This is a genomic window from Synechocystis sp. PCC 7509 (genome assembly GCF_000332075.2).
Taxonomy (GTDB): Bacteria; Cyanobacteriota; Cyanobacteriia; order Cyanobacteriales; family Chroococcidiopsidaceae; genus Aliterella.
This window is the reverse complement of the sequence record NZ_ALVU02000001.1, coordinates 2,514,886-2,538,641: the sequence shown is the minus strand read 5'-3', so window position 1 is coordinate 2,538,641 and position 23,756 is coordinate 2,514,886. Positions and strand designations below refer to the sequence as shown.

The 23,756-nt window shown below is 42.6% G+C and carries 22 protein-coding genes and 1 tRNA gene; 10 read left to right on the top strand and 13 right to left on the bottom strand.

Annotation, left to right across the window (positions count from 1 at the left end; all coding sequences use genetic code 11):
- Window positions 1–6 precede the first annotated feature (6 nt).
- From SYN7509_RS0212725 to SYN7509_RS0212705, 4 genes are all read right to left on the bottom strand, one after another.
- Window positions 7–885 carry a hypothetical protein gene (locus SYN7509_RS0212725; protein ID WP_009630961.1) on the bottom strand — a complete coding sequence of 293 codons (879 nt, stop codon included), beginning with the start codon at window positions 883–885 and terminating at the stop codon, window positions 7–9.
- 169 nt (window positions 886–1,054) lie between these two features.
- Entirely contained in the window at window positions 1,055–1,714 is a 660-nt protein-coding gene (locus SYN7509_RS0212720) for an Npun_F0813 family protein (RefSeq protein ID WP_009630960.1), read from the bottom strand.
- Between the two features lie 479 nt (window positions 1,715–2,193).
- Window positions 2,194–2,265: transfer RNA gene (locus tag SYN7509_RS0212710), tRNA-Asn, on the bottom strand.
- A 111-nt stretch (window positions 2,266–2,376) separates the two neighbouring features.
- Window positions 2,377–2,925, bottom strand: coding sequence for an NYN domain-containing protein (locus tag SYN7509_RS0212705; RefSeq protein ID WP_009630959.1), 549 nt, complete (start codon window positions 2,923–2,925; stop codon window positions 2,377–2,379).
- A gap of 213 nt (window positions 2,926–3,138) precedes the next feature.
- Here SYN7509_RS0212705 and SYN7509_RS0212700 point away from each other — a divergent pair, with 213 nt between their 5' ends.
- Entirely contained in the window at window positions 3,139–3,486 is a 348-nt protein-coding gene (locus SYN7509_RS0212700) for a hypothetical protein (RefSeq protein WP_009630958.1), read from the top strand.
- 48 nt (window positions 3,487–3,534) lie between these two features.
- Here SYN7509_RS0212700 and SYN7509_RS0212695 read toward each other — a convergent pair whose 3' ends face one another.
- Window positions 3,535–4,212 carry an ABC transporter ATP-binding protein gene (locus tag SYN7509_RS0212695; RefSeq protein ID WP_009630957.1) on the bottom strand — a complete coding sequence of 226 codons (678 nt, stop codon included), beginning with the start codon at window positions 4,210–4,212 and terminating at the stop codon, window positions 3,535–3,537.
- A gap of 14 nt (window positions 4,213–4,226) precedes the next feature.
- Complete coding sequence (locus SYN7509_RS0212690) at window positions 4,227–4,502, bottom strand: hypothetical protein (RefSeq protein ID WP_009630956.1); 276 nt, start codon at window positions 4,500–4,502, stop codon at window positions 4,227–4,229.
- A gap of 352 nt (window positions 4,503–4,854) precedes the next feature.
- Between SYN7509_RS0212690 and psbD the strand changes: the two genes are divergently transcribed.
- The 7 genes from psbD to SYN7509_RS0212650 all read left to right on the top strand — a co-directional run bounded on the left by psbD (window position 4,855) and on the right by SYN7509_RS0212650 (window position 12,833).
- A complete protein-coding gene (gene psbD / locus SYN7509_RS0212685) occupies window positions 4,855–5,910 on the top strand; it encodes a photosystem II D2 protein (photosystem q(a) protein) (protein WP_028954285.1) in 1,056 nt (351 codons plus the stop codon).
- A gap of 710 nt (window positions 5,911–6,620) precedes the next feature.
- Window positions 6,621–7,085 carry a CBS domain-containing protein gene (locus SYN7509_RS0212675; protein ID WP_009630507.1) on the top strand — a complete coding sequence of 155 codons (465 nt, stop codon included), beginning with the start codon at window positions 6,621–6,623 and terminating at the stop codon, window positions 7,083–7,085.
- 26 nt (window positions 7,086–7,111) lie between these two features.
- The gene (gene nblB, locus SYN7509_RS0212670) at window positions 7,112–7,774 is read left to right on the top strand and encodes a phycobilisome degradation protein NblB (protein ID WP_009630506.1); all 663 of its coding nucleotides are present in this window, start codon (window positions 7,112–7,114) and stop codon (window positions 7,772–7,774) included.
- Window positions 7,775–8,079: 305 nt separating this feature from the next.
- Window positions 8,080–9,360, top strand: a complete 1,281-nt coding sequence (locus SYN7509_RS0212665; protein ID WP_009630505.1) for an S-layer homology domain-containing protein — start codon at window positions 8,080–8,082, stop codon at window positions 9,358–9,360.
- Between the two features lie 79 nt (window positions 9,361–9,439).
- Window positions 9,440–10,375 carry an SGNH/GDSL hydrolase family protein gene (locus SYN7509_RS0212660; RefSeq protein ID WP_009630504.1) on the top strand — a complete coding sequence of 312 codons (936 nt, stop codon included), beginning with the start codon at window positions 9,440–9,442 and terminating at the stop codon, window positions 10,373–10,375.
- Between the two features lie 19 nt (window positions 10,376–10,394).
- Window positions 10,395–11,426 carry a M42 family metallopeptidase gene (locus tag SYN7509_RS0212655; RefSeq protein WP_009630503.1) on the top strand — a complete coding sequence of 344 codons (1,032 nt, stop codon included), beginning with the start codon at window positions 10,395–10,397 and terminating at the stop codon, window positions 11,424–11,426.
- Window positions 11,427–11,648: 222 nt separating this feature from the next.
- Window positions 11,649–12,833 (top strand): histidine kinase, encoded by a 1,185-nt coding sequence (locus SYN7509_RS0212650; protein WP_009630502.1) that lies wholly within the window; start codon window positions 11,649–11,651, stop codon window positions 12,831–12,833.
- Here SYN7509_RS0212650 and mutT read toward each other — a convergent pair.
- The 5 genes from mutT to SYN7509_RS0212625 form a co-directional block, all read right to left on the bottom strand.
- Window positions 12,821–13,213, bottom strand: coding sequence for an 8-oxo-dGTP diphosphatase MutT (gene mutT / locus SYN7509_RS0212645; RefSeq protein WP_009630501.1), 393 nt, complete (start codon window positions 13,211–13,213; stop codon window positions 12,821–12,823). The genes SYN7509_RS0212650 and mutT overlap by 13 nt on opposite strands.
- Window positions 13,214–13,282: 69 nt before the next feature.
- Window positions 13,283–13,672: a DUF760 domain-containing protein gene (locus tag SYN7509_RS0212640; protein ID WP_009630500.1), complete on the bottom strand. Its 390-nt coding sequence runs from the start codon at window positions 13,670–13,672 to the stop codon at window positions 13,283–13,285.
- 110 nt (window positions 13,673–13,782) lie between these two features.
- Complete coding sequence (locus SYN7509_RS0212635; RefSeq protein WP_009630499.1) at window positions 13,783–14,742, bottom strand: RNA polymerase sigma factor, RpoD/SigA family; 960 nt, start codon at window positions 14,740–14,742, stop codon at window positions 13,783–13,785.
- 288 nt (window positions 14,743–15,030) lie between these two features.
- Entirely contained in the window at window positions 15,031–18,312 is a 3,282-nt protein-coding gene (carB, locus tag SYN7509_RS0212630; protein WP_009630498.1) for a carbamoyl-phosphate synthase large subunit, read from the bottom strand.
- 109 nt (window positions 18,313–18,421) lie between these two features.
- A complete protein-coding gene (locus SYN7509_RS0212625) occupies window positions 18,422–20,257 on the bottom strand; it encodes a choice-of-anchor X domain-containing protein (RefSeq protein ID WP_009630497.1) in 1,836 nt (611 codons plus the stop codon).
- Between the two features lie 113 nt (window positions 20,258–20,370).
- Between SYN7509_RS0212625 and SYN7509_RS29210 the strand changes: the two genes are divergently transcribed.
- Together SYN7509_RS29210 and SYN7509_RS0212615 are read left to right on the top strand one after the other, a co-directional pair.
- Window positions 20,371–20,667, top strand: coding sequence for a hypothetical protein (locus tag SYN7509_RS29210; protein ID WP_202807209.1), 297 nt, complete (start codon window positions 20,371–20,373; stop codon window positions 20,665–20,667).
- 20 nt (window positions 20,668–20,687) lie between these two features.
- Window positions 20,688–21,194 (top strand): transposase, encoded by a 507-nt coding sequence (locus tag SYN7509_RS0212615; RefSeq protein WP_028954076.1) that lies wholly within the window; start codon window positions 20,688–20,690, stop codon window positions 21,192–21,194.
- Between the two features lie 27 nt (window positions 21,195–21,221).
- Here SYN7509_RS0212615 and SYN7509_RS0212610 read toward each other — a convergent pair whose 3' ends face one another.
- Window positions 21,222–21,944, bottom strand: coding sequence for a hypothetical protein (locus tag SYN7509_RS0212610; RefSeq protein WP_028954283.1), 723 nt, complete (start codon window positions 21,942–21,944; stop codon window positions 21,222–21,224).
- Between the two features lie 91 nt (window positions 21,945–22,035).
- Entirely contained in the window at window positions 22,036–23,598 is a 1,563-nt protein-coding gene (locus tag SYN7509_RS0212605) for an esterase/lipase family protein (RefSeq protein WP_009630635.1), read from the bottom strand.
- Between the last annotated feature and the right edge of the window lie 158 nt (window positions 23,599–23,756).

Genomic DNA, 23,756 nt, shown 5'->3' with positions numbered 1-23,756 from the left:
TTTTATTTAAGCCCGCTTCCGCCCACGCTTTTCTCGCCGAGAACGACTTGATACTTCATATTCCACCGCCGCGCCCATAGTAAATAGCACGCCACTAAATACCCAAAATACTTCTAGCAGCGCTCCACTTTGGTAGTTTTCAATGTGATTTTGGGCATAACTAAGCCACACATCTCCAATGTAGAGCGAGAACACTGCTGCCGCTATCAATCGCCACGATTGAGCAAAACGACCACCCCAAAAAGTTAGCAGTACCATTGTAGCGATAATTAATAGCAAGACATCAGTAACGGTATAGAACAATAATAAAGATTTTTCTAAACCTGACCACCACATCGGTGCAGAAGTTTCAACGGCTGTACCTGTTGCCGGGTTAGAAACCCAAATTCCGATGCCAATGCCAACTACAGCAATTACTGCAACTATTCCCCATTGCCAGCGTTCTAGATGCACTCGTCTAGCGCTCAAAGCGGAAATCATCCCCCCACCCAAAAATAAATACGCACCTACAAAAAATAAATCTGCTGGCGATACATTAGTTGGCTCTTGCTGAAGTATTAGCTCCCAATAGCCTAAAATTAAGTTACCAATTAGGTAAGACATCAGCCCAAACCCGATTCCTAACCAGACGCTACGCCCGCTAATTATTGTGGGACTGAGCATATTTCTAAAGCACAATATTATCGCACTTAAATAAGCTACCGATTGAAATATATAAGCACTAATTACATACCACTGGGCGCGTCTTGCCACACCTTCAGAATTTTCTACAGGTAAACTAAATAATAAAGTTAATAAAAGTGCGAGTACACCCCAAAAAAGGGCAACCGAAACAATAGTTTGCAGAGATAACCGGGATTTTGAACTATTTATAGGTTTATTCATAAAAATTCCTGTCGCAAGGTAAGCAGCGACCAAGGCTATGATTTGATACTATAGTCATATCTATTTTTTACTGGTTAAAATTTTGAAGATGTAAGTTTTTACTTATATCTATCTTTTTGCTACAAGTAAAGGCAATTAATAGGCGATCGCCTGCTCCTAATTTTTTTTGTTACTGCCACAGCTTACCAAGGCTTGATTGATTTAGCCACTGTACAAACCCCGATTGTTCATCTTTTGACATATCTTCTAAGCTGTCTAGGGCATTTTTAGTAAATTCGCTGTCGCCAAAATATCTTTTACCAAGGCGATGAGTTTCTTGCAAAAGGTTGAGTAATTGAGCTTCTTGCCAAACAGGTAATTGTTCGACACTAAGCGGATCGATAGCTAGTAAGTAATTGACTGCTTCGGGAGATTTTTCAATTAAATCTACTTTGTCGAGAAAGTCTTTAAAATCTTTTTGAAATAAATTTGCTTGCTTAGTGCCTAAAAGGTCTTCAATATCTGTATAAACTGCTTGCAACAATAACAAGCTGCCTTTAACTAAAGATTTATGAGAGACTTCACCAACTTTGTTGCTAATATTTAGCTGTTCTGGTTTAATTTTTCCCCAAAGTGTGTAGCGATCAGGTTCTTCAAGCAGAATGCAGGCTTTGCCTTTGTTATCTGTCAAGTCTCGCCATAAAGCTAAAGCTTCTTGTGCCTGGTTGAGAGGGAATATTTGCAGCAAACGAAAAGTCTGCCTTTGATAATTAATAATCGGAATAAGTTGGTTGAGGGTTGGGTGTTTGATGTTAAAAATTTCTACATCTTGTCTTTTCAAAATAAACATAATATTAATACTTAACGGCTTATAGCTTGCTGGTAGTATAAGTTACTCAATCATGAAGTATAGACTGCCCATGGCTTAGTAATTATTTTTAACACTGTTTTATTATTTAAATTCAATTTGTAGAATTCTATTTTTAGGCAAGCTAAAAATAGAAAACCTATTCTATGGAGAATAGCAGAGCCCAACCTTCCTATTTTAAAGGTTATAGCAATCCTAAATCAATTGTGAACGTTGTAGGGGGCGGCATTTTTGGGAAGAAGGATTCTCCCCAAAAGATGCCTTCGCAATGCATTGCGCCCCTACGAGATAATGTTTATGCATCAAATAGGATTGCTATAGTTGCGGGAGAGGTTGTAAAAACACCCGGTTTTCTACCTTGGCAAACTTTTTGTAAAGCCTGTTTAAAATTAACAAACTTTTCTTAGCCACCATTAAGCAAAACTGCGATCGCTTTAAGCAATAATTGTTGATTTAGTTAACTCCCCAGGCAAGATTCGAACTTGCGACCAATCGGTTAACAGCCGATCGCTCTACCACTGAGCTACTGAGGACTGCGAATATTTATATTAACTGTAAGCAGTGGTATTTTGCAAGGGGGTTGCCAAATTTTTTTATAAATCTGTCCCTTGCCAATTTAATTATAAAAATATTTGAGAAGCTTACTACAAGCCCCGGCGCATTTCAGCGAGCTTTTGCCTAGCTTTGGCATCAATGGAATTAGCCAAAAACCGACTAGCGGAATGTTTGCGTTGCTTATGCTTGCTCAGAGAAGTTTTGAGGGTCGATTCGACCTCATAATTTAATTGCTGGGCAGACATCCATTCTGCCCCATAGCCGACTACTACTAGCTGCTGGACGCGGTCGCTGGTGGCGACAATCAGCCGACAGAGGTGAGATTGTTTTAAATAAGGACGCAACGCCGCGCAGGACTTCTCTATATAAGTATCAGCAGTCTGACCAAAATCAGTGTAGTGTACTAATAAATTGTCGTTAATTGTTTCTTGGCTGCTACAAGTATTTTGATACTGGGCATCGAATACAACTTGAGTTGCATAGCCTTGTAAAGCACTATAGTTTATGAGTGCTGAAACCAATTCCCCGCGTGCAGCTTCCAGTCCAAGGCGATCGCGAGTTTTTTTTAAATAAGACCAAGCGCCAATCATGTTATAGCCGTCTACTAACAAAACAGCTTCGGGTAAAGAGGGTGGCATGATACATTCTCACTGAGTGCTGAAGTTACATATATTTATTCACAATTCTAATCGTAATCGAAGTATCGGTTCTAACATTCTCAAGCCCAGCGCTATCAGATTAAAGTTAAGGTTTTGAGTTAGCAATGCCCATGCTACAACTTTATTTGCACTTAAGCTTCCTTAAAATAGTAGGACAGTGCAAAAATACTAATAAATAAATGTGCAAAATTTATGGTGGAACGTCCCATTAAGAAATCAGAGCGTCAAATCGATCCCCCTAGTGAGGTTGGAGAAGAAATACAAGAACTTCAACCCAAAGCTGTTGAGGATAATCTTGAAGCTACAACCACATCACCGGAAAAACGCAAAGTGATTCCTTCGGTACCAGGTAAAGAGAAAACTAAAAGTAGAGGCAAAGGCTCTAATCGGGAAGAAACCACCGCACCGCCAATGAATATGGCGTTGATGCGCGGTCCTAAACCCACAAAAACCAAGCCTCCAGTAGTTGCCGCTACTCCAGAGCAGGTAGAGTCAAGCTCTGAACCCCAGTCTGAGTTTGAAACTGCTCCTCAAGAGTAAGTTACAACTAGCAAAAAACCCCAAGACAAGTCTTGGGGTTTTAATGTCTTAATCTAAGGGCGGTGGTTCTTGGATCAAACGTTGCTTTAAGCGTTGCGCGTCGCCACGATCTACTAAACAACCTCGCTCTAGCAAAAATGCACCATCGCAGTAATTTAACTCCTCTAAGCGATGAGTCACCCACAAGGCTGTTAAACCGCGACTTTTAACTAAATTTCGTACTTGAGCTACTAATTCCAATTGGCTATCAGGATCGAGTAAAGCTGTAGGTTCGTCTAATAGCAACACTTCGCACTGGCGGGCGATCGCTCCGGCGATCGCTACTCGTTGCTTTTGTCCGCCACTAAGAGCATAAATTGGTCTTCTTTGTAATGCCAGCATATTGACGGCGGTTAAAGCTTCTTCCACTCTTTGCCGCACTTGCAATATTGGCAGTTGTTCTTCCACCAATCCAAAAGCTACATCTGCGCCCACCGTGGGCATGACTAATTGATGGTCGGGGTTTTGGAAGACGAAGCCCACTGGAGGCAGAACTTGTACAAGTCCCGATTTAGGTGTTAGCAACCCTGCTAACAATTTGAGTAAAGTAGATTTGCCACTGCCATTTGTCCCTAAAAGCATCCAAAATTCACCTTTTGGTACTTCTAAAGAGCAAGAGGTCAAAACTTGCTCTCCTTGATGCCAACTAAAATCTAAATTGCTGACTTGAACGGCAATCTCCGCCATTTTGACTCTAGTTGTTAGGTGGATTCGGATAAAGCAAAAAATCCTGGAGGTCTACCACCACCAACGGCAGAACCATCTTTTTGAGCTATCTGGACGCTGAGAATTTCACTTACACGCACCGCAGCTTTTTTTTCTGTTTGGCGATCGCACGTCAATTCGATAATCTCTGGCTGACCGGAACGCATCGCCTCCACTATTTGGGTATAAACTGCCTCCGCTTCTTCGCTAGTTTTTCGCTGTACTGATACGGGGAAGGCTGTGCTTTTTAAGGTTAAGTCGATAAAAATCATGTTTTTGGCAATAAGCGCTATGTATAATCCATTCTAACGTTTGCTTGCGCTAGGACAATCGCGGGCGATCGCCCTGAGTATCTCTACTTAGATTCTCATAAAAATTTATTTTCGTTGACAAAAATTAACTTACTACAGTATAAGCAAGTTAATTTTTATTAATAATGTAAAGATTAAATTTTTCTAATTATCTTGCCACATATTGGCAGTTGGTTGTACAACTAGATTAGGAACAAGTAAAGAATCGTAAACTAAACTTGTCAACCGATGGATTATTTGTATTATTTACAACTTACATTATTCTGTCGGGCGATTCTCTTGTCGTACTTATAATATTTGGAGTTTTACTGTAATGACAATTGCAGTTGGTAGCGCACCGAGTCGCGGCATATTTGATACCGTAGACGACTGGTTAAAGCGCGACAGATTTGTATTTGTAGGCTGGAGCGGAATCCTACTATTCCCTTGCGCCTACATGGCTCTAGGCGGCTGGTTAACAGGGACAACCTTTGTCACCTCTTGGTATACTCACGGCATCGCTAGTTCCTACTTAGAAGGAGCAAACTTTCTGACCGTAGCGGTATCAACCCCCGCCGACAGCATGGGACACTCCTTGCTGTTTTTATGGGGACCAGAAGCTGGATGGAACTTTACCCGATGGTGTCAGCTAGGGGGACTATGGGCATTTGTCGCCCTGCACGGAGCCTTTGCCTTAATCGGATTTATGTTGCGTCAGTTTGAGATTGCCCGCTTGGTCGGGATTCGTCCTTACAACGCCCTAGCATTTAGCGCCCCGATTGCGGTATTTGTGAGTGTATTTCTCATGTATCCCTTGGGACAATCATCGTGGTTTTTCGCGCCATCCTTTGGGGTAGCAGCAATATTTAGATTCTTGCTATTTTTCCAAGGATTCCACAACTGGACACTTAACCCCTTCCACATGATGGGAGTAGCCGGAGTATTAGGAGGAGCGCTATTGTGTGCCATTCACGGCGCAACCGTAGAAAATACCTTGTTTGAGGATTCCGAGCAATCCAATACTTTCCGCGCCTTCAATCCCACTCAAGCGGAAGAAACCTACTCGATGGTCACGGCAAACCGTTTTTGGTCGCAAATATTTGGAATTGCCTTTTCCAACAAACGTTGGTTGCACTTCTTTATGTTGTTTGTACCCGTAACTGGATTGTGGATGAGTGCGGTGGGCGTAGTTGGTTTAGCCCTAAACTTACGCGCTTACGATTTCGTTAGCCAAGAATTACGGGCGGCGGAAGATCCAGAGTTTGAGACTTTTTACACCAAAAACATTTTGCTGAATGAAGGCATCCGCGCTTGGATGGCTCCTCAAGATCAGCCTCACGAACAATTCCAATTCCCTGAAGAGGTTCTACCACGGGGTAACGCTCTCTAACTCGGTTTGGATCAATTAGGTTTAGAAAATAAAATCAAAAAAACCCCGATTAAAAAAGTAGGGGTTTTTTCTTTTTGCAGGCAACAATTACAAAATGTTGTGTTATCTTAAATGAAGGTGACAAACACCCAAAGCAACAAGCTTTGTCCCTTTGAGATTTACGCCGTAAAGGCAACAAGGAGGTGATGCCCATGATAGAAAGTAGTATATCCTTGGGTCATCAAGTTGAAATGAGCCGGCTGCGCGCCGGGGCTGTTCTCTAAATAAAGCTTAGGCTTGCTTGGAGTTCCTTCCGGCAGTCTGATTTCAACTTGAAGATCCACTACACCGCTCTTACTTAAGGTTAACTAACCTTGGTAGGAGCGGATAGCTTTTTATAGGGATATCGGTGGCGTGACAAAAAGCTTGTGAAGACAGAAAACAGTGGCAGAAATGCCAATTATGCAAGCACTGTAGAGATTTGGTTGAGTAGCGGAAAGTAGGATGTTTTTTCTTGTCTACAACTCTCCTGTCTCACCCGTTTTCATATTGCATTACCAATTCAGCAACTCTCTTGAGCTGGACGTAAGGGAAAATACCATTTTTTGCCCTACAACCAAAAAATAAGCTTTGACCAAGTAGTAATAATCATTAAATTAAATCCGGGCGATCGCCGCTATTTTCTACAATGAAACTGTAGAGAAGTTTTTTCACAGGTAGCAGCCCCAAAAATGCCTAAAACCGTTGCTGAGGCGATGACTTCATTGCCCGTTGTCGTTAAGCCCCAAACGCCCCTAAATGAAGCAATTAAAATCATGGCAGAGCGTCGAATTAGCGGACTTCCCGTAGTCGGAGATGACGATCGCTTAGTAGGAATTATTTCCGAAACTGATCTCATGTGGCAAGAAACGGGAGTCACGCCTCCTGCCTACATTATGTTTCTTGATAGCGTGATTTTTCTGCAAAATCCTGCCACCTACGAGCGCGACTTGCATAAGGCTTTAGGGCAAACTGTAGGCGAAGTTATGAGTACCGATCCTATTACTATTTCTGCCGACAAACCCCTTAAAAATGCGGCTCAATTGCTGCACGATCGCGATATCCGACGCTTGCCAGTAGTTGATGCGAACAACCTCGTAGTTGGGATTCTAACTCGTGGTGATATTATCCGCGCGATGGCAGCAAGTTCAGACTAACTTATCCTTACAACCAGACAAACTAAATGAGTGCCAATTCTGAATCTATTAAGCAAATGCTCGCCTCGGAAGATTTGGGCGACAGATTGCGGGCGGTAAATCAAATTCGGGAACTAGAAGATCAAAAAATTGCTTTTGAACTTGCTCAAACTGCCATCAAAGATCGCAATACTCGCGTGCGTTACGCGGCGGTAAGTCAAATGGATACTCTAGGAGGACAAGATTTAGAGCGATCTTTAGAGGTGTTGCGCGAAAGGTTGCATAACGATCCAGAACCTGATGTTCAAGCCGCCGCCGCCGATTGCTTGGGTGCTTTGAAGCTTACCGAAGCCTTTGAAGACTTACAGCAACTTTATTACAATACGCCGGAATGGCTTGTGAAGTTTAGCATTATAGCTACTTTAGGCGAACTTGGCGATCCGCGCTCCTTTGACTTGCTAAGTGAAGCTTTAAATTCGGATAACGATTTAGTGCAAACGGCGGCGATTAGCTCTTTAGGAGAATTGGGAGAAAGTCGTGCTGTGGAGCTATTAGTTCCTTATGCTACAAATTCTGATTGGCAAATTCGCTATCGAGTCGTTCAAGCTATGAATAACTTGGGTGGCGATCGCGCTCGTGCTACTTTAGAAGTCTTAGCAAAAGATGATGTAGAAGCTGTAGCTACTGAAGCCCGGAGCTATTTGCATTAAATCGTCGTTTTTGCTTAGAGGATTTGCACATCTTTATATTTGGCAGCTAATCATTTAGCGCTCTGGGCGGTTAGTAGACATAGCCGCCTAGAGCGATCGCTTTAAGGTAGAGTAAGACAGCCTTTACTATAGAGGTTCTCTTGCTCAACCAAATCTTGGTAGTGGAGCGTAATTAGAACTTTGGCAACGCCTCGTTTTTGCTACGGACAAGCTTTTTGCCACGTAACCCTATTTTTTCTAGTTCATAACGGCGTTGTCTGTGCGTTAGCGTAGATAAAGAAGCGTTTTTTTGTTAAATAATTGCCGTGTTCCACCGATTTACTGCCATTATTAGTTTATTAGTGCTGACGTTGAGCGCCTGTGCAAACAGTCCCACAGGCAGTAATTTAGAGAATTTGTTAAGCGCCGATCCTCGGTTGTCGGCGACAGAAAACCAACAAAGCGATCGCAATTCTGGCTTACCTACGGATTTTCCGCTCTATCCCAATGCGCAATTGCAAGGGACTGTACCACCAACGCCAACCGCCAATACTGCAACTATATTTACTACTTGGGTTAGTGCCGATCCTGCTAACGCCGTTCAAAGCTTCTATCAAAACCAGTTACTAGCCCAAAACTGGCAAATTGTTAGCCAGCCAACGCCCGAAAGCAACGCTTTGATAGCTCGTCAAAACAATTTGCAAGTAACAGTAGCAATCCAAGATTCAACAGGGACAACAGAATTTACTATTGAGTATGTTCGTAATGGGGATACAACTCAAGCCGCTACTCCAGAGGCAACAGTATCACCAGTGCCACAAAGCGGCGACGAAAACTTTGTTGGACCTTTACCACAATCAAATCCTGCACCAAACACAGGTACAACTACAACCCAAGTATTTACAGATATCGATAAAGCATCTCCACAATTGCGATCGTATATTGAAGACTTGGCAGCCTTGGGTGTATTGTCGCTTCCAACTACAGGTAATAAAACTAGCTCTAGTTCGCTGTTTTACCCAGCAAAAACTATTACTCGCCGCGAATATGCCCGCTTGCTATTTGCTGCCAATAATCAAATTAATAGCAGCCGTCCGGCGTTGCAGATTCGGGAAGCCGCCAAAGATAGTCAAAAAACTTTTCAAGATGTACCTCCAAGCGATCGCGATTTTGCAGCAATTCAAGGATTAGCCGATGCTGGCTTAATTCCTAGTGCGTTATCGGGAGATAGCAGCGCCGTTTTATTTCGCCCTAACGCCCCTTTAACCCGCGAACAGTTGATTGTATGGAAAGTTCCTTTAGATAGCCGCCAAGCCTTACCTAATGCGTCGGTAGAGTCTATAAAAGATAGTTGGGGCTTTCAAGATGTAGCCAAAATTGAACCTAAAGCATTACGGGCAGTTTTTGCCGACTTTCAAAATAGCGACAGATCCAATATTCGCCGCGCTTTTGGCTATACAACCCTATTTCAACCCAAAAAACCCGTCACCCGTGCGGAAGCTGCCGCAGTTTTATGGTACTTTGGCAACGCTACTGAGGGCTTGTCCGCCCAGGAAGTATTGCAAATTAACAGTACGCCAGAAACGACGGAACCATCCCCACAATAAGATAAAAATTTAATTATTTTTGCGATTAATCAACGCCAATTTAAGGTAAATTCAGTAAAAATACTGGATAAGTTTTAGTATGCAAAAGCAATTTTTGGCTACAAGCGTTGTTTTTCTATCTTTTTTCTTGCCGCTACGAGCCTTTGCAGTCAGCTTTACAGATATTTATGTTTTTGGCGATAGTTTGTCAGATACGGGCAATTTGTTTACGGCTACAGGGGGTGCGTTTCCTCCTAGTCCGCCCTACAGTCCAGGACGTGCTTCTAACGATCGCCTATGGATAGAATATTTGACTGAAGACTTGGGCGCAAATACAACCAATTATGCTTTTGCTGGTGCAACTACTGGCAGCGATAATACATTTATCCCCGGTTTAATTGGACTACAACAGCAAATTACTAATTTTCAAGCTACTAATTCCTTTGCCGATCCGAACGCACTTTATGTAGTTTGGGCAGGTTCTAATGACTATCTTGGCGCGGGGATTACTGACCCTAGCGTACCTGTAAGTAATCTAGCAAGTTCTATTACTTCCCTTGCTGCCTCTGGAGCAGAGAATTTTTTAGTTCTCAATTTACCAGATTTGGGGCAACTTCCAGCAACAAATAGTAGTGTTTTATCTAGCAGCTTTACGGCTCTAACTGACGCTCATAATACAGGTTTGGATACCGTCCTTAATAGCTTGAGCTTAAGTTATGGGATTGATATTTATGATGTTGATGTTAGTTCGTTATTTGCCAGCGCGATCGCTCAACCCGACTTATTTGGATTTACAAATGTAACCGATGCTTGCTTAACAGATCCTAGTTGTCAAAACCCAAATGAATACTTATTTTGGGATGATTTACACCCCACAACGGCGGCGCACGAACAAATTGGTAATTTAGCTTTAACAAGGTTGAGTTCTCAACCAATTCCCGAACCTAGTAGTGGAATTGGGATACTAGCCTTTGGCGTGTTAGGTATAGGAATAATGGCTCAACGCAAATTTAAAAAAATAACAATCACCCGCTAGTCTTTTGAGCAATAATTTTTTGAACTACGACGAGTTATTTCTTACCATTGAAGAACTGGTAATGCACCATTCCCCTAGTGGCGTAGAAACGCAAATAAATCAGCTATTGCTACGCCGCTTTGCCGAAATTGGGGTAGAAGTTTGGCAAGACAAAGCAGATAATATTATTGCCTTCCTTCCAGGGCGAGAAGCTGGATCTGTCGCTATTACTGCTCATAAAGATGAAATAGGAGCGATCGCCAAAACTATCGAATTTGATGGTAAAGTCTCTGTGCGCAAATTAGGCGGCTCTTTTCCTTGGGTTTATGGGGAAGGAGTTGTCGATTTGCTGGGAGATAACGCCACTATTAGCGGAATTCTTAGCTTTGGTTCGCGTCATGTCTCCCACGAATCGCCCCAAAAAGTACAGCAAGAAGATACGGCGGTACGTTGGGAAGATGCCTGGATTGAAACTAAATGCACACTAGAAGAATTAGAACTAGCTGGTATACGCCCTGGAACGCGCGTAGTAGTTGGCAAGCACCGCAAACGCCCAATCCGATTAAAAGACTATATTGCAAGTTACACCCTAGACAACAAAGCTTCCTTAGCTATATTGCTGGCTTTAGCAAAAAACTTAACTCAGCCCGTCTATGATACTTATTTAGTCGCCTCTGCTAAAGAAGAAGTCGGCGCAATTGGAGCGCTCTATTTTAGCGGACAGCAAAAACTAGATGCCTTAATTGCTTTAGAAATTTGCCCTCTAGCACCTGAATACCCTGTTGAATCTGGATCAAATCCAGTAATTTTGGCTCAAGATGGTTACGGCATCTACGACGAAGGCTTAAACGTTCAGTTGCGTCAAGCTGCCAAACAGCTAAATATGCCCGTACAACTAGCGACGATTAGCGGCTTTGGTAGTGATGGCTCAATTGCCATGAAGTTAGGTCATGTTGCCCGTGCTGCGTGTTTGGCATTTCCTACTCAAAATACTCACGGGTTTGAGATTGCCCATTTGGGGGCAATTTCCAATTGCGCTCATTTACTCCAAGTTTTTTGTGAAACTCCTTAGTTTTAACTAACGGCGTGTAGCTGCAAAAGCCTTCGCTAAGTGGCTATTGGCACTTAAAAAACTCTAAATATCAGAAATTAAACCAAATTATTAAACTCTACCTATAGGCAAAATCTTAAATTGATATTAAATTTATTAAAGAAGTAAATCTAATACATTGTTAGTTTATACCTCCGCCCACCCTCAAAAAGTTGCCTGTTTTCAGTGCTGAAAAAAGTTTGCATGCAGGTTTCGTCGCAACCAACCTACTCCGAATTACCACTTCAACTATTACTGTTTGTTGACGAACGTTCGAGTGCGCGAAATCAAGTGTCGGAAATTTGTTGCTATCTCAAACAGTTACAAGCCAATTACCCGTTTGAACTGCAAATTATTAATGTGGGCGAACAGCCTTATTTAGTAGAGCATTTTAAACTGGTAGCAACTCCGGCTTTGGTCAAAATTCACCCCACACCTTTGCAAGTTTTAGCGGGTAGCAATTTAGACGCGCAATTAAAAACTTGGTGGCTGCGCTGGCAACAATCGGCAGAAGCGTACTTAAAAGTAGACCAACTTCCCAAAATTTTAGACCAAGACTATAATATCAACTTACCCTCATCACCGATTCGTTCTGTGAGTAATTCTGCTGAACTAATAAAACTTGCTGATGAAATTTTCCATTTAAAGCAAGAACAAGAAAAACTTACTGAGCAGTTACAGTTTAAAGATCGAGTAATTGCTATGCTGGCTCACGATCTCCGCAATCCTTTAACGGCGGTATCAATTGCAATTGAAACTTTAGAAGCAAATTATTTAGTCTCCCAAGAAAACAAAATTCCTCGCCTCAAACCGGAATTAGCCGCCCAGTTGTTTAAGCAAGCTCGCAATCAAACTAAAAATATTGATCGCATGATTGCGGGATTATTGCAGGTAGCTCGCGATACGAGCGCTCAATTGCATATTGAACCCGCTAAGTTAGATATAAGTGCGCTTTGCCATGAAGTTTTAAGTCATCAGTGCGATCGCGCGTTAGCCAAGAGTCAAACTATAGAAACCGATTTGCCGAGTGATTTACCCTATGTCTATGCCGATAGTGAAAGGCTACACCAGGTATTAAGCAATTTATTAGATAACGCAATTAAGTACACGCCAGAAAATGGCACTATTCGCTTATCAGTGCTACACCGCACAAGTCAAAAAGCCCAAGTAAGTATTTGCGATAATGGACCTGGGATTCCGCCAGAAGATTGCGATCGCATTTTTGCGGAGCGCGTGCGCTTAGAACGTGATCAAGCGCTTGATGGCTACGGAATTGGGTTATCTCTATGTCAAGGCATTATTCATGCTCATTATGGACAAATTTGGGTAGATTCACCACCTACAGGCGGTAGTTGCTTCCACTTTACAATTCCCATTTATCCGGCGTGACGCAAAGCAGCAATAATTTGAAAATTTGCTTCGGGAAAAGAAAACTTATCTATTTCCTCTAATGTCACCCAGCGAATTTCCTCACACTCCAAGGGTTGCGGTGTGCCGTCTAGATGTTGGCAGTGATGGACAATTAAAGTAACGTGGAAGTGAGAATAAGTGTGTTCGATAGTTATTAAGTGCTGACCAACGGCAATTAAAATCCCTAATTCTTCCCAAATTTCGCGTTTAATACATTCTTCTACCGTCTCGCCTGGTTCAATTTTGCCCCCTGGAAACTCCCAAAAACCTCCAAATACCCCAGTTTGGCGGCGGCGATCGATTAAAATCTGTCCTCTATCGTTCCAAATTACACCGACACCAATAAGTTTTTGATTCATAAATTATAAAAATAAGGACAGACTAAAAATTTGTCTGTCCTTGTTTATTTAGATTAAGCTTTACCAGTTCTATTCGCTAATTTCCGAACCTTGCAAGGCTTTATCAAAGGTCATTCTTTGTTCGGCGTTGCGTAAAAAATAGCCGCTAATCATTGCTGAAGCTAAAAGCCTGCCCAAATTTTCCCGGTTAGTGCTGATGGTGACATCAAAGTGTTCGGAGGGTAAGCCACCCAACAGTCCCACAATATTACGTTCCATCACCTGGAAAACATCACCAGAAGTAGGCTTAGACAGTTGAGTAATGGTTTCTGGACTCAGAGATTGAACGTAATGCCATAGCAAATTGCTATTTTCTGATTCGCCACTGAAAAACTCTGAGACTTGATTGGGTGAATTGCTCACTTGATACCTCCGTTTGGTTTTGGCTTCCTTAGCTTGATTTTGGGCTGCGGTCGCCATCTTTTGAACTGTAGGATTTATTTGTTGTGCTAACTAATGTAACAGGCAGTGTTTGGAGATGTAGTAGATGAAACCGAACCTTCTTTGGGTGTAATTTCTTCCTTTTAGCTTTAGCTTGCTAAGTATTGATCCATATCGGCTTTGCGTTTGCGGAGTTTGGTCAAGGCTTCGCGCTCAATTTGTCTAACTCGTTCGCGGCTAATATTTAAGCGATCGCCTATTTTAGCTAAAGTTAGCGCTTGTCCGTCGGATAGACCAAAACGCAGGATTAATACTTCCCGTTGCTGGGGAGTCAAATCTGCCATTAATAAATCTAAGTCTGTAGCCAAAGAAGATTGCATCACAAACTCCTCTGGAGATGCGCCGGTATCTTCTAGCAATTCTCCAAGCTCAGTGTCTTGGTTATCTCCCACGCGCAAATCTAAAGATAGTGGTAAACGCGCCCGTTCTAAATACTCTCTAACTTGCTTAGTAGTTAATTCTAGTTCTGTCGCCAATTCTCCGGCTGTAGGTGCGCGTCCTAGTTTTTGGGAAAGTTGGCGTTGAGCCTTTTTAATTTTGTTGAGTTTTTCGGTGATATGAATAGGTAAACGAATTGTTCGCCCTTTTTCGGCGATCGCGCGAGTGATGGCTTGGCGAATCCACCAGTAAGCATAGGTTGAGAACCTATAGCCTTTGGTCGGGTCAAATTTTTCTACCCCACGCTGCATACCAATGGTGCCTTCTTGGATTAAATCTAGCAAGTCTACATTGCGCTTAATATATTTCTTAGCAACCGATACGACTAAACGCAAATTAGCTTCTACCATCTTGCGCTTGGCAAGTTCTCCGGCGGCGATAATTTTTGCTAGTTCTTCACTATCTGCTAAATCGCTGGCTTTTGCCCATTCATCAGGAGTTGGTTCTTGTCCATATTCAGCGAGTAACGCTTCTCTTACTGTTTGTAAGGCGCTCAAACGCTGTACTTGCTTTCCGTATAAGATTTCCTGCTCGTGGGTTAGCAGGGGTACGCGACCAATTTCACGCAAGTATGTACGTACTAGATCGGTGGCAGTCTGAGCGGTCTTCATAACGCTACTTTTTTATTATTAATGGGCTTGGCAGGAAAACGAGAGCGCTTTATAGTTCAATTTTTTGCAGTCTTATTACAATAATTATGTATTATTGTCAACTCCGATTACAAATAAATTATCATTTAACAGAAAACTTCTATAGGGGGAGCGTCAATTATACATTAAGTTGCTTTTTTGTTTGACTCGTATATTGGTTTGGCAATATTAATAATTGTAACATTTCTTAGGATTTACGACTACTCCTTTTTGGTCAGGGGAGAACTTGACTAATTCTCCCCTATGCAATTAGACGGCTGCCGCAATATTAGGTTGCAAGTAGTCTTGTAATGCTTTGACATCTAGAGGTGTAGTTTGCATGGAGCGAATCGCCGCCGCCGTAGCTTTAGCCCCGGCAATAGTTGTAATAATGGGAATTTTGTAAGTGATGGCAGTGCGACGAATTAAACGAGCATCGGTTTGAGCTTCTTCTCCTGAAGGCGTATTGATAATCAGTTGAATGTTGTGATTTTTCATCGCATCCAAGACATGGGGGCGACCTTCATGGAGTTTTAGCACTAATTCAACTTCTTTTAAGCCATGCTCTTGCAAGACACGGCGCGTTCCATCGGTGGCTAAAATGTGAAAGCCTAGTTCGATAAATTCTTTGATGACTGGAACTACTAAAACTTTGTCGCGATCGCTCATGGAGACAAATAACGTTCCGCTTAATGGGAGTACCTGTCCTGCGCCTAATTCGCCTTTAGCAAATGCCCGTCCAAAATCGCTATCAATGCCCATTACTTCCCCGGTAGAGCGCATCTCTGGGCCTAAAATTGTATCTGTCCCTGGAAACTTATTAAAGGGTAAAACGGCTTCTTTAACAGCAATATGGGTAGGGGTAGGCTCGCTCGTAAAGTTGAGGGATTCTAAGGTTTTACCCGACATGACTAAGGAGGCGAGTTTTGCTAAGGGTACGCCCGTTGTTTTTGAGACAAAGGGTACAGTCCGCGAAGCGCGGGGATTTGCCTCAATAATGTAGACTTGGGGGTTGTAGCTGTGGGCGTTGACAACCGCAAACTGAATATTCATTAAACCGATGACATTTAAGGCTTTAGCTAGTTGCGTTGTCCAGGTACGAATTTTGTCTAAAACCGCCGTCGGCAAAGAGATTGTAGGTAAAGAACAAGCCGAGTCGCCGGAGTGAATCCCAGCTTGCTCGATATGTTCCATAATGCCGCCAATCACAACTTTTCCTGTATGGTCGGCGATCGCATCTACATCGACTTCAATAGCATTTTCTAAAAACTTATCAATTAAAATCGGATGGTCGGGTTCTACTTTTACGGCATAAGCCATGTAGCGCTCTAAGTCTGCGTCGGAGTAAACAATTTCCATTGCTCGTCCTCCCAAAACGTAGCTAGGACGCACAACTACGGGATAACCGATTTTTCCCGCCACAATTAAAGCATCATCAAAATTACGGGCGATACCATTGGCTGGTTGAGCAATATTTAGCTCGTTAAGAATCTGATCAAACCGTTCCCGATCTTCGGCAGTGTCGATAGAGTCGGGAGAAGTTCCCCAAATTTTAGTTGTGGATAAGGTGTCACTATTTGCAGCCAAGTATCTTTGCAATGGTAAAGCAAGTTTTAAGGGAGTTTGACCGCCAAATTGGACAATGATCCCGATGGGGTTTTCTGTTTCGATGACATTGAGGACATCTTCTAAAGTTAGCGGCTCAAAATATAAGCGATCGCTTGTATCGTAATCTGTTGATACTGTTTCGGGGTTGGAGTTGACCATAATTGTCTCAAATCCCGCCGCTTTAAGGGCGTAACTGGCGTGACAGCAACAATAATCAAACTCAATTCCCTGTCCAATCCGATTTGGCCCACCGCCTAAAATCATTACTTTCGGCTTATCGGTGGGTCTAACTTCCGATTCTTCCTCATAGGTAGAGTAATGGTAAGGAGTAAAAGCTTCAAATTCAGCCGCGCAAGTATCTACAGTTTTATAAACAGGAATAACCCCCAACTGCTTGCGATAAGTTCTTACTTCGTCTTCAGTGGTTTTAGTGGCAAAAGCTATTTGGCGATCGCTAAATCCTTCCCGTTTAACATTATACATTTGCGCCTTAGTCAACTGATTTAACGGCGTTTTTTTGATAAACTTTTCCGTTTCGATCAAAATCTGCATCTTGTCCAAAAACCAAGGATCGATACCTGTTAGTTCGTAAATCTCCTGTACAGACATTCCTAGGAGCATTGCTTGACGCACGGCAAAAATCCGCTCTGGGTTAGGAGTCCGTAATTGCGGGCGAATATGCTCCCCACTGGGTAATTTTTCTTTAATATCGCAACCCCAACCAGCGCGTCCAGTTTCCAAACTCCGCAAAGCTTTTTGAAAGGACTCGTTAAAGGTGCGTCCAATTGCCATTGCTTCGCCTACAGACTTCATTTGCGTAGTTAGCACGGGTTCAGAACCGGGGAATTTTTCAAAAGCAAACCGGGGAATTTTTGTAACTACATAGTCAATGGTTGGTTCAAAAGATGCGGGGGTTTTTTTGGTAATGTCGTTAGTAATTTCGTCTAAGGTGTAGCCTACCGCCAACTTTGCCGCAAATTTAGCAATGGGGAAACCTGTAGCTTTAGAAGCTAAAGCCGAAGAACGTGAGACGCGGGGGTTCATTTCAATGACAATGAAATCGCCATTTACTGGATTAATCGCAAATTGAATATTAGAGCCGCCCGTTTCTACGCCAATTTCGCGGATAATTTTAATTGCCGCATCTCGCAAACGCTGATATTCTTTGTCTGTAAGCGTTTGAGCCGGAGCAACGGTTATAGAGTCTCCGGTATGAATGCCCATTGGGTCGAGGTTTTCAATGGAGCAGATAATTACAACGTTATCTGCCAAATCGCGCATTACTTCTAGTTCGTACTCTTTCCAACCGAGCAAAGATTTATCGATCAAAATTTGCGAAACGGGACTTGCATCAATGCCTACTTGCGCCATTTCTTCAAATTCTTCTTGATTGTAGGCAATACCACCTCCACTACCGCCCATTGTGAAGGCTGGACGAATAATTAACGGGTAAGAGCCAATAGTGCGGGCTACGGCTTTTGATTCTTCTACCGTTGAAGCTGTACCGCAGGGACACATCGCTACCCCAATGCGATCCATTGCTTCTTTAAATAATTGTCGGTCTTCAGCTTTTTCAATGGCTGGCAACTTTGCGCCAATTAACTCTACGCCGTACTTCTCCAACGCGCCGCTTTTTGCTAGAGATACAGCTATATTGAGAGCCGTTTGTCCGCCCATTGTTGGTAATAAAGCATCGGGACGTTCTTTAGCTATTACCTTTTCGACTAATTCCGGTGTTAGTGGCTCGATGTAAGTGCGATCGGCGGTTTCCGGGTCGGTCATAATGGTGGCAGGGTTGGAATTGACGAGTACCACCTCATAACCTTCTTCTCGGAGTGCAATACAAGCTTGAGTCCCGGAATAGTCAAATTCGCAGGCTTGTCCAATTACGATTGGCCCAGAGCCAAGCAGCAAAATTTTATGGAGGTCGTCACGACGGGGCATAGTAGTTAATTCGTAGTACGAATAGGCAAATCTTGACTATTTTACGCGTCTATTGTATTTCTCGTTGCTATTTATTTATCATTTTGCTAAAAAAGTATAGTTAGAACCTCTATTTACCTTTATTGTGTGGCACTTTAACTTCCGCCGTAGCTTGGCTAATATTGCCTGCCGCATCGGTAGCTTGATAAGTTAACGTATAAATTCGCCCTGTACCTGTCCCCGAACGTTCGGCGCGTAAAAATACCTGTCCGTTAGGCTTAGTTTGGATATCTGTTGATGTATTACCATCCCCTCTAACGTTTTGTCCTTCATTGCTAGTAATCGATAGCAAACTGACGGTGGGGTTGGGATCGATATTATCGCTGACAGTAGTATTGACTTTAATTTCGACCATTTGATGATTGGGCGGATAAAGTGTATTTGGAGTGACGCTTACACTTAGCTTTGGTGGTTCATTATCAGGAGAAACAAACCCTTCAAATTGCGAAGCGGTGAAGTTTTGAATTGTTAATGCGTCGCTTGCTCTTAAGGATTGACCCCCACCATAGACAATTAAGTTTTTGACATAGTAGGGACTGTTGGCTTTACTATTGCCAATAGCTGCACCGTTAAATCGTAGTTTGACACTAGCATTACCCGCACTTAAAAAATCACTGCCAGAGGCTAGAGCAATTTGATTGTCGTTTTGATCTACTAGACGAGCGCTCCAGTTGTAGTCACCATCCTTGAGGAGATTTGTAGAAATAGTGACATCAAGATAATCAAACTTACCATTGCTATTTGTATCTATACCAACGGCGCTACCAGTACCAGAGGCTTCGATTGCTTCGCGCTGTAACTGTGCTATTTGGTAGGGTTCGGTGTTACCTAGGTTGTAGGCGCGATCGACAGATATAGCCAGATCGTTGTAACTAAATATAAATGCCTTACTAACTACATAAGCACCATTGACTTTGAGGAAATTTTTAACATCTTCTGAGTTGAATGTCACCTCTGGAGTAACATTACCTGTAGGTAAATCGAATAATTTGTGGGCGGTGATTGATTCGCCATTACTAGCCGTAAGCGTCATTTGGACATCATACTTTCCAGCTTCTAGCACTTGAACAGTTGGAGAAATACCTATTTGATTAAATAATCCGTCTCCATCTGTATCGATACCGCGATTAGTAAAAGAACCTAAAAAATGCGCTAGGTCTGGGTTAACTTTAAAAGCAGTGTAAGCGTTGCGTTGAAAAGCAGTACCCCTTGATGTTGTTCCCGTTATATCTGCAAAAGCTTGAAACTCCCCCGAAACTTGGGATTTGAATGAGGCAGTAAATAAACCATCACCAGCCGTTGCATCACCATTAGCACCATCATCAAGAAAGTTTACCGTAGCTTCTGAAAAGTTAGAGTCATCAACTTTCGCTACTGTAGCTTTAATGGATGGATTTTTGAGAATGTTTTGATCGTCTGCAACGGTTAAAGATAGATAAACATCACTGTTTGCTCGATTGTTGAAATAGGTACTCAACATCCCAGCGCGGACAAGACTACTGGAAAACATATCCATTAGTACGCCGCGATTTTTGGTTAGAGGGACTGTATCAGCAATGATGTAAGTCCACTTTCCGGCTTGAGGTCGAGTTAGCACAAATATATAATTTAAACCTGTAGTGCTTGGATCATTCGGATCTGGAAAGATGCGGCTTTTAACCCCACCAGTATTAATATTGCCGCTAGAAAAACGCTGACCACTAGGAGAGATTAGCTCTATTTTCAGAGTCTTGGAAGGGCTGCCAAAACCAATGTTTACTTCATCAGCATCATCGATATTGATAGTATCCGTAACTGTTGGAAGTGTAGGAGTCAGTAGGTGAGTGCGATTTACTTGAGCAAGCAAATCAAATTTGAGTGGCTCTGGTTGTGAGTTTGGAGATGGGCTAGTAGATTGAGCTACCACTGGCGCTACTGCTGCTACAAATAAAACTAGCAGTAATCCTAAACGTTTGAATCTATCCCACTAAGGTCAAAAGGTGATAATCTAATTGTCAGAGTGATTAAGTCCTACAGAATATGGCGGGAAGATTTGAGGGATTAAGCGATCTAGAATGGAAGTTGTTTGAGGATGTGATCGGCGAGAAAGGAGAAAAACGGGGACGGGGAATGCCCCATGCGCCTTTCCGTCATGTAATCAACACCTTAATGAAGGCAATTGATTACGGGCTGCCGTTGGTGCGATGTACCGAAGGGAGAAGTTTGGGCATCAAAAAGTTCAGCCCACCGATGGCTAAAAAGCTGGCAAGCAGATGGAACGCTAGAGCGACTACAAGCAAGGATATTAGGCATCGCCTCGGAAAAAGGATTAATTAACTGGAGTCATGGTGCGGTCGATGGCTCTTTTTCCCCCTGGGAAAGGAGGAGGTGAGGACGTTGCTTATGGCTATAAGGGCAAAGGAATTTTAATTCATACTTTGACCGACGGTAATGGTATGCCTCTGGCTAATTGCACGACCGCAGCTAATGGTAGTGAAAGAGAACAAGTGATGCCGCTATTGAATAGCGTTACTGTCAAAACTAATTCTCCTGGCAGACCCCGTAAACGGGTCAAAGTGCTGGCTGGGGACAAAGGCTATGACTCCAAAGATTTGCGTGCGGCTTTACGCAAACGTGGTATTAGACCGCAGTTGCCGAAGCGAGCCTGGAAAACTAAAAGAAATCGAGGTAGACCCATAAAAATGTCAGTCCCTCGTTTTCAACAAGAGCGCTGCTTTGCATGGTTTCAACGGAAATACCGTAGACTTGTTGTTCGATGGGAAAGAATTTCTGCCTGCTTTAATGCTTTTATTTCCCTTGCAACAATTCACATTTGGATTAACAGAATTTTATTACTGGGATAGGTTCTTGTAGTTTTGCATAAATTCTTCCTATTTATTTTTATCTATTAGTTGAGATTGAGTGGTTTGTGAAGTCCCAAAGGGACCGAGTACGATGACGCGGCGATCTATGTACGCTGGCGGTTCAAATATTAAAAACTTGCCATCCATTACCCATCTACTACTAGCTCCAGCTAAATTTCGCGGTGCATTGAAAACTATTTGGGTCATTCTCACTACGTCTGAACCAGTCTCAGATAGCCATACAACATCGCGTACCAACCCAAAGTAAGTTTTCTCCCATCGCCATCCAGAAGTTTCACTAAAGACCCAAGGTATTTTGTAGTACAGAACTGGCAAGCTAAATCCTACAGAGCTATAGTCAGATTTCTTTTCAAGCTTATTTGGAATAATAGGCAAATACTCAATTAATCTGGCTGCATCAATATTTACTTCAGCCTTTGGTCGCCAATGAGATGTTCGTGCTTCTGGGTCAACTACCAAAACATGGTTGTATTCTGGTGGTTCAGGATGAAAAGTCACCATTTCGTCTGGCACTAATAACAATTGATTGGAACTCTCTATCCAGCGCACGGAAGGACTTGACCCGAAGGGAACATCATGCAGTTTAAATTCTTGTATAATCTCGGCTCTGCCCATAACAAACCAGGGGCTAACCCAGCTAATTTGGTAGTATGCAACCATTAGAAGTAACAGCCACCCCAAAATTCGGATAGCGCCAGATCCTTTCCAAATTAGCAAAGCTGCTATCATGAGAAACAATGGTTTTAGCCGCAAGAACAGGAGAAAAAGATAACCAAAAAAATCAGATATAAGTTTGAACATTATGCCCAATTAAAGAGTGCTAATTTGATGGAAAATCTCTGCGTATTTTGTTCAGTATGTTATCTATCACTCCTGGATGCTTAACGTTTCTATGATTTCTCCATAACCACCTATTTTCTGAAGAGGGTCCAAAATGCTGCAACTGGCTTGGATGCTGAGAACTACTGTCTGTAACCGCTAAATCGTTGAGTTGAATTGAAGTTGTAGGAACCCGAACCAACTCTCGCCTAAAAACGAGCCTAGGGAGGAAGGGTATTCTTTCTTCATTAAGAGTAACAGTGGTAACATCACGTAAAAGGTGGTATAGCACAGTACCTTGTTCACCTGCGTCAAAGCCGACAAGAGGTAGATTAGGAAGCAAGGGTTCTGCCTCAACTACAGTAATATTCCCATCGCGATCTAAATCTGCATCAGCCCCATAGGTATAAAACTTTACGTCTTTGGGAATGGCATTTTCTCTATTAAAATCTCGCATGGCTCCAGTCCGTAGTTCTCCAAGCCCAGGAAGCTGAGGTCCTCTTCCCAAAGCTCCTCCGATTAACTCCCCATAATAATAGTCATTAGTAAGATACGCGAACATTTCATCATCTCCTTGTTGCGGCATTGGTCTAAGTAACCTAGTACGTGCCTCAAAGGAGATATCAGATAGGACAGAACCTTGATGTGGTGTACTTATAGTATGAAGAGACAATACTCTAACTTCTTTAGGGTTATAGTTTTGAGCAAGGTAGCCGCGACTGTCTAGTCCACCTTTACTGTGTCCTACTATATGTACTTTTTGGACACCAAAGCTTGCAGCAGTGCGGCGAATTTCTCGCTCTAAAGCATCGGCGTTACCAGGTTCAGTAACTTGACCCTGTCGATTCCTCAAAGGAAGTATCCTATCGTTTGGACCAATAGGAATTCTATGTTCAAAGGGGACTCCCAAACTTGTTAAGTAGTTAGTAACACCAGGTAGTTCTTCCCAGGCAGCTTGTGGGTTTGCCCCAATACCATGAATTAAAATCAGGGGAGAAATCGCCTTAAAATGAAGTTCTGCCCAATCAATAGAAGTACACCAACCTGCATTTCTAGTATCAATATCCACCCGAATTTCATTTTCAGCAGCAATGGGCTTCTCACCATTTATACCCCTAGCTGTGGGAAATTTGACCCACTCAATCGGTATTGTAAATTCGTTTTCCTGCCAAGTGCCATCTGAACCCTGCAAGGGAGTGTCCAACTTGCGACCGTTGAAATAAACTTCGTCTATTTCTCCATCACTCAAGTCAATATCATAGGCTGGCATTTTCAAATGGGCGGCGGTAGATACTACTTTATTCGTAATCAGCTTTTGTGGTTCTTTGAGAGTGCCGTCACCGTTAGTTTCCCCCACATATCGGTCAATTTTGACTTTAAATATCAAAGGATCTCCATCACGGAAAGTACAGCCAGTGTCTAATCCGGGATCTGTATCTAGGACAAAGTTCTCATCATCTGCTGCTTGTGGATCTGTCGGTGCTGAACCAGAATGAGCAGCAAAAACTGGCTTTGGTATTAATAATAATACCGCCATTAGAGGTAGCCAGTATTTAATTGACATAAATATTTCTCCATTAAATTAAATATCGAGTTGTTCGCAAATTCCCTAAAAATCGATGGAGCATTAGTGCCAAAATCGCAAGCTTACGCGGCTAAAATCCTAGGCAGTCAAACACATAAATTTTGGTAATATCTCAATACAAAATAGTAGTGCAAACA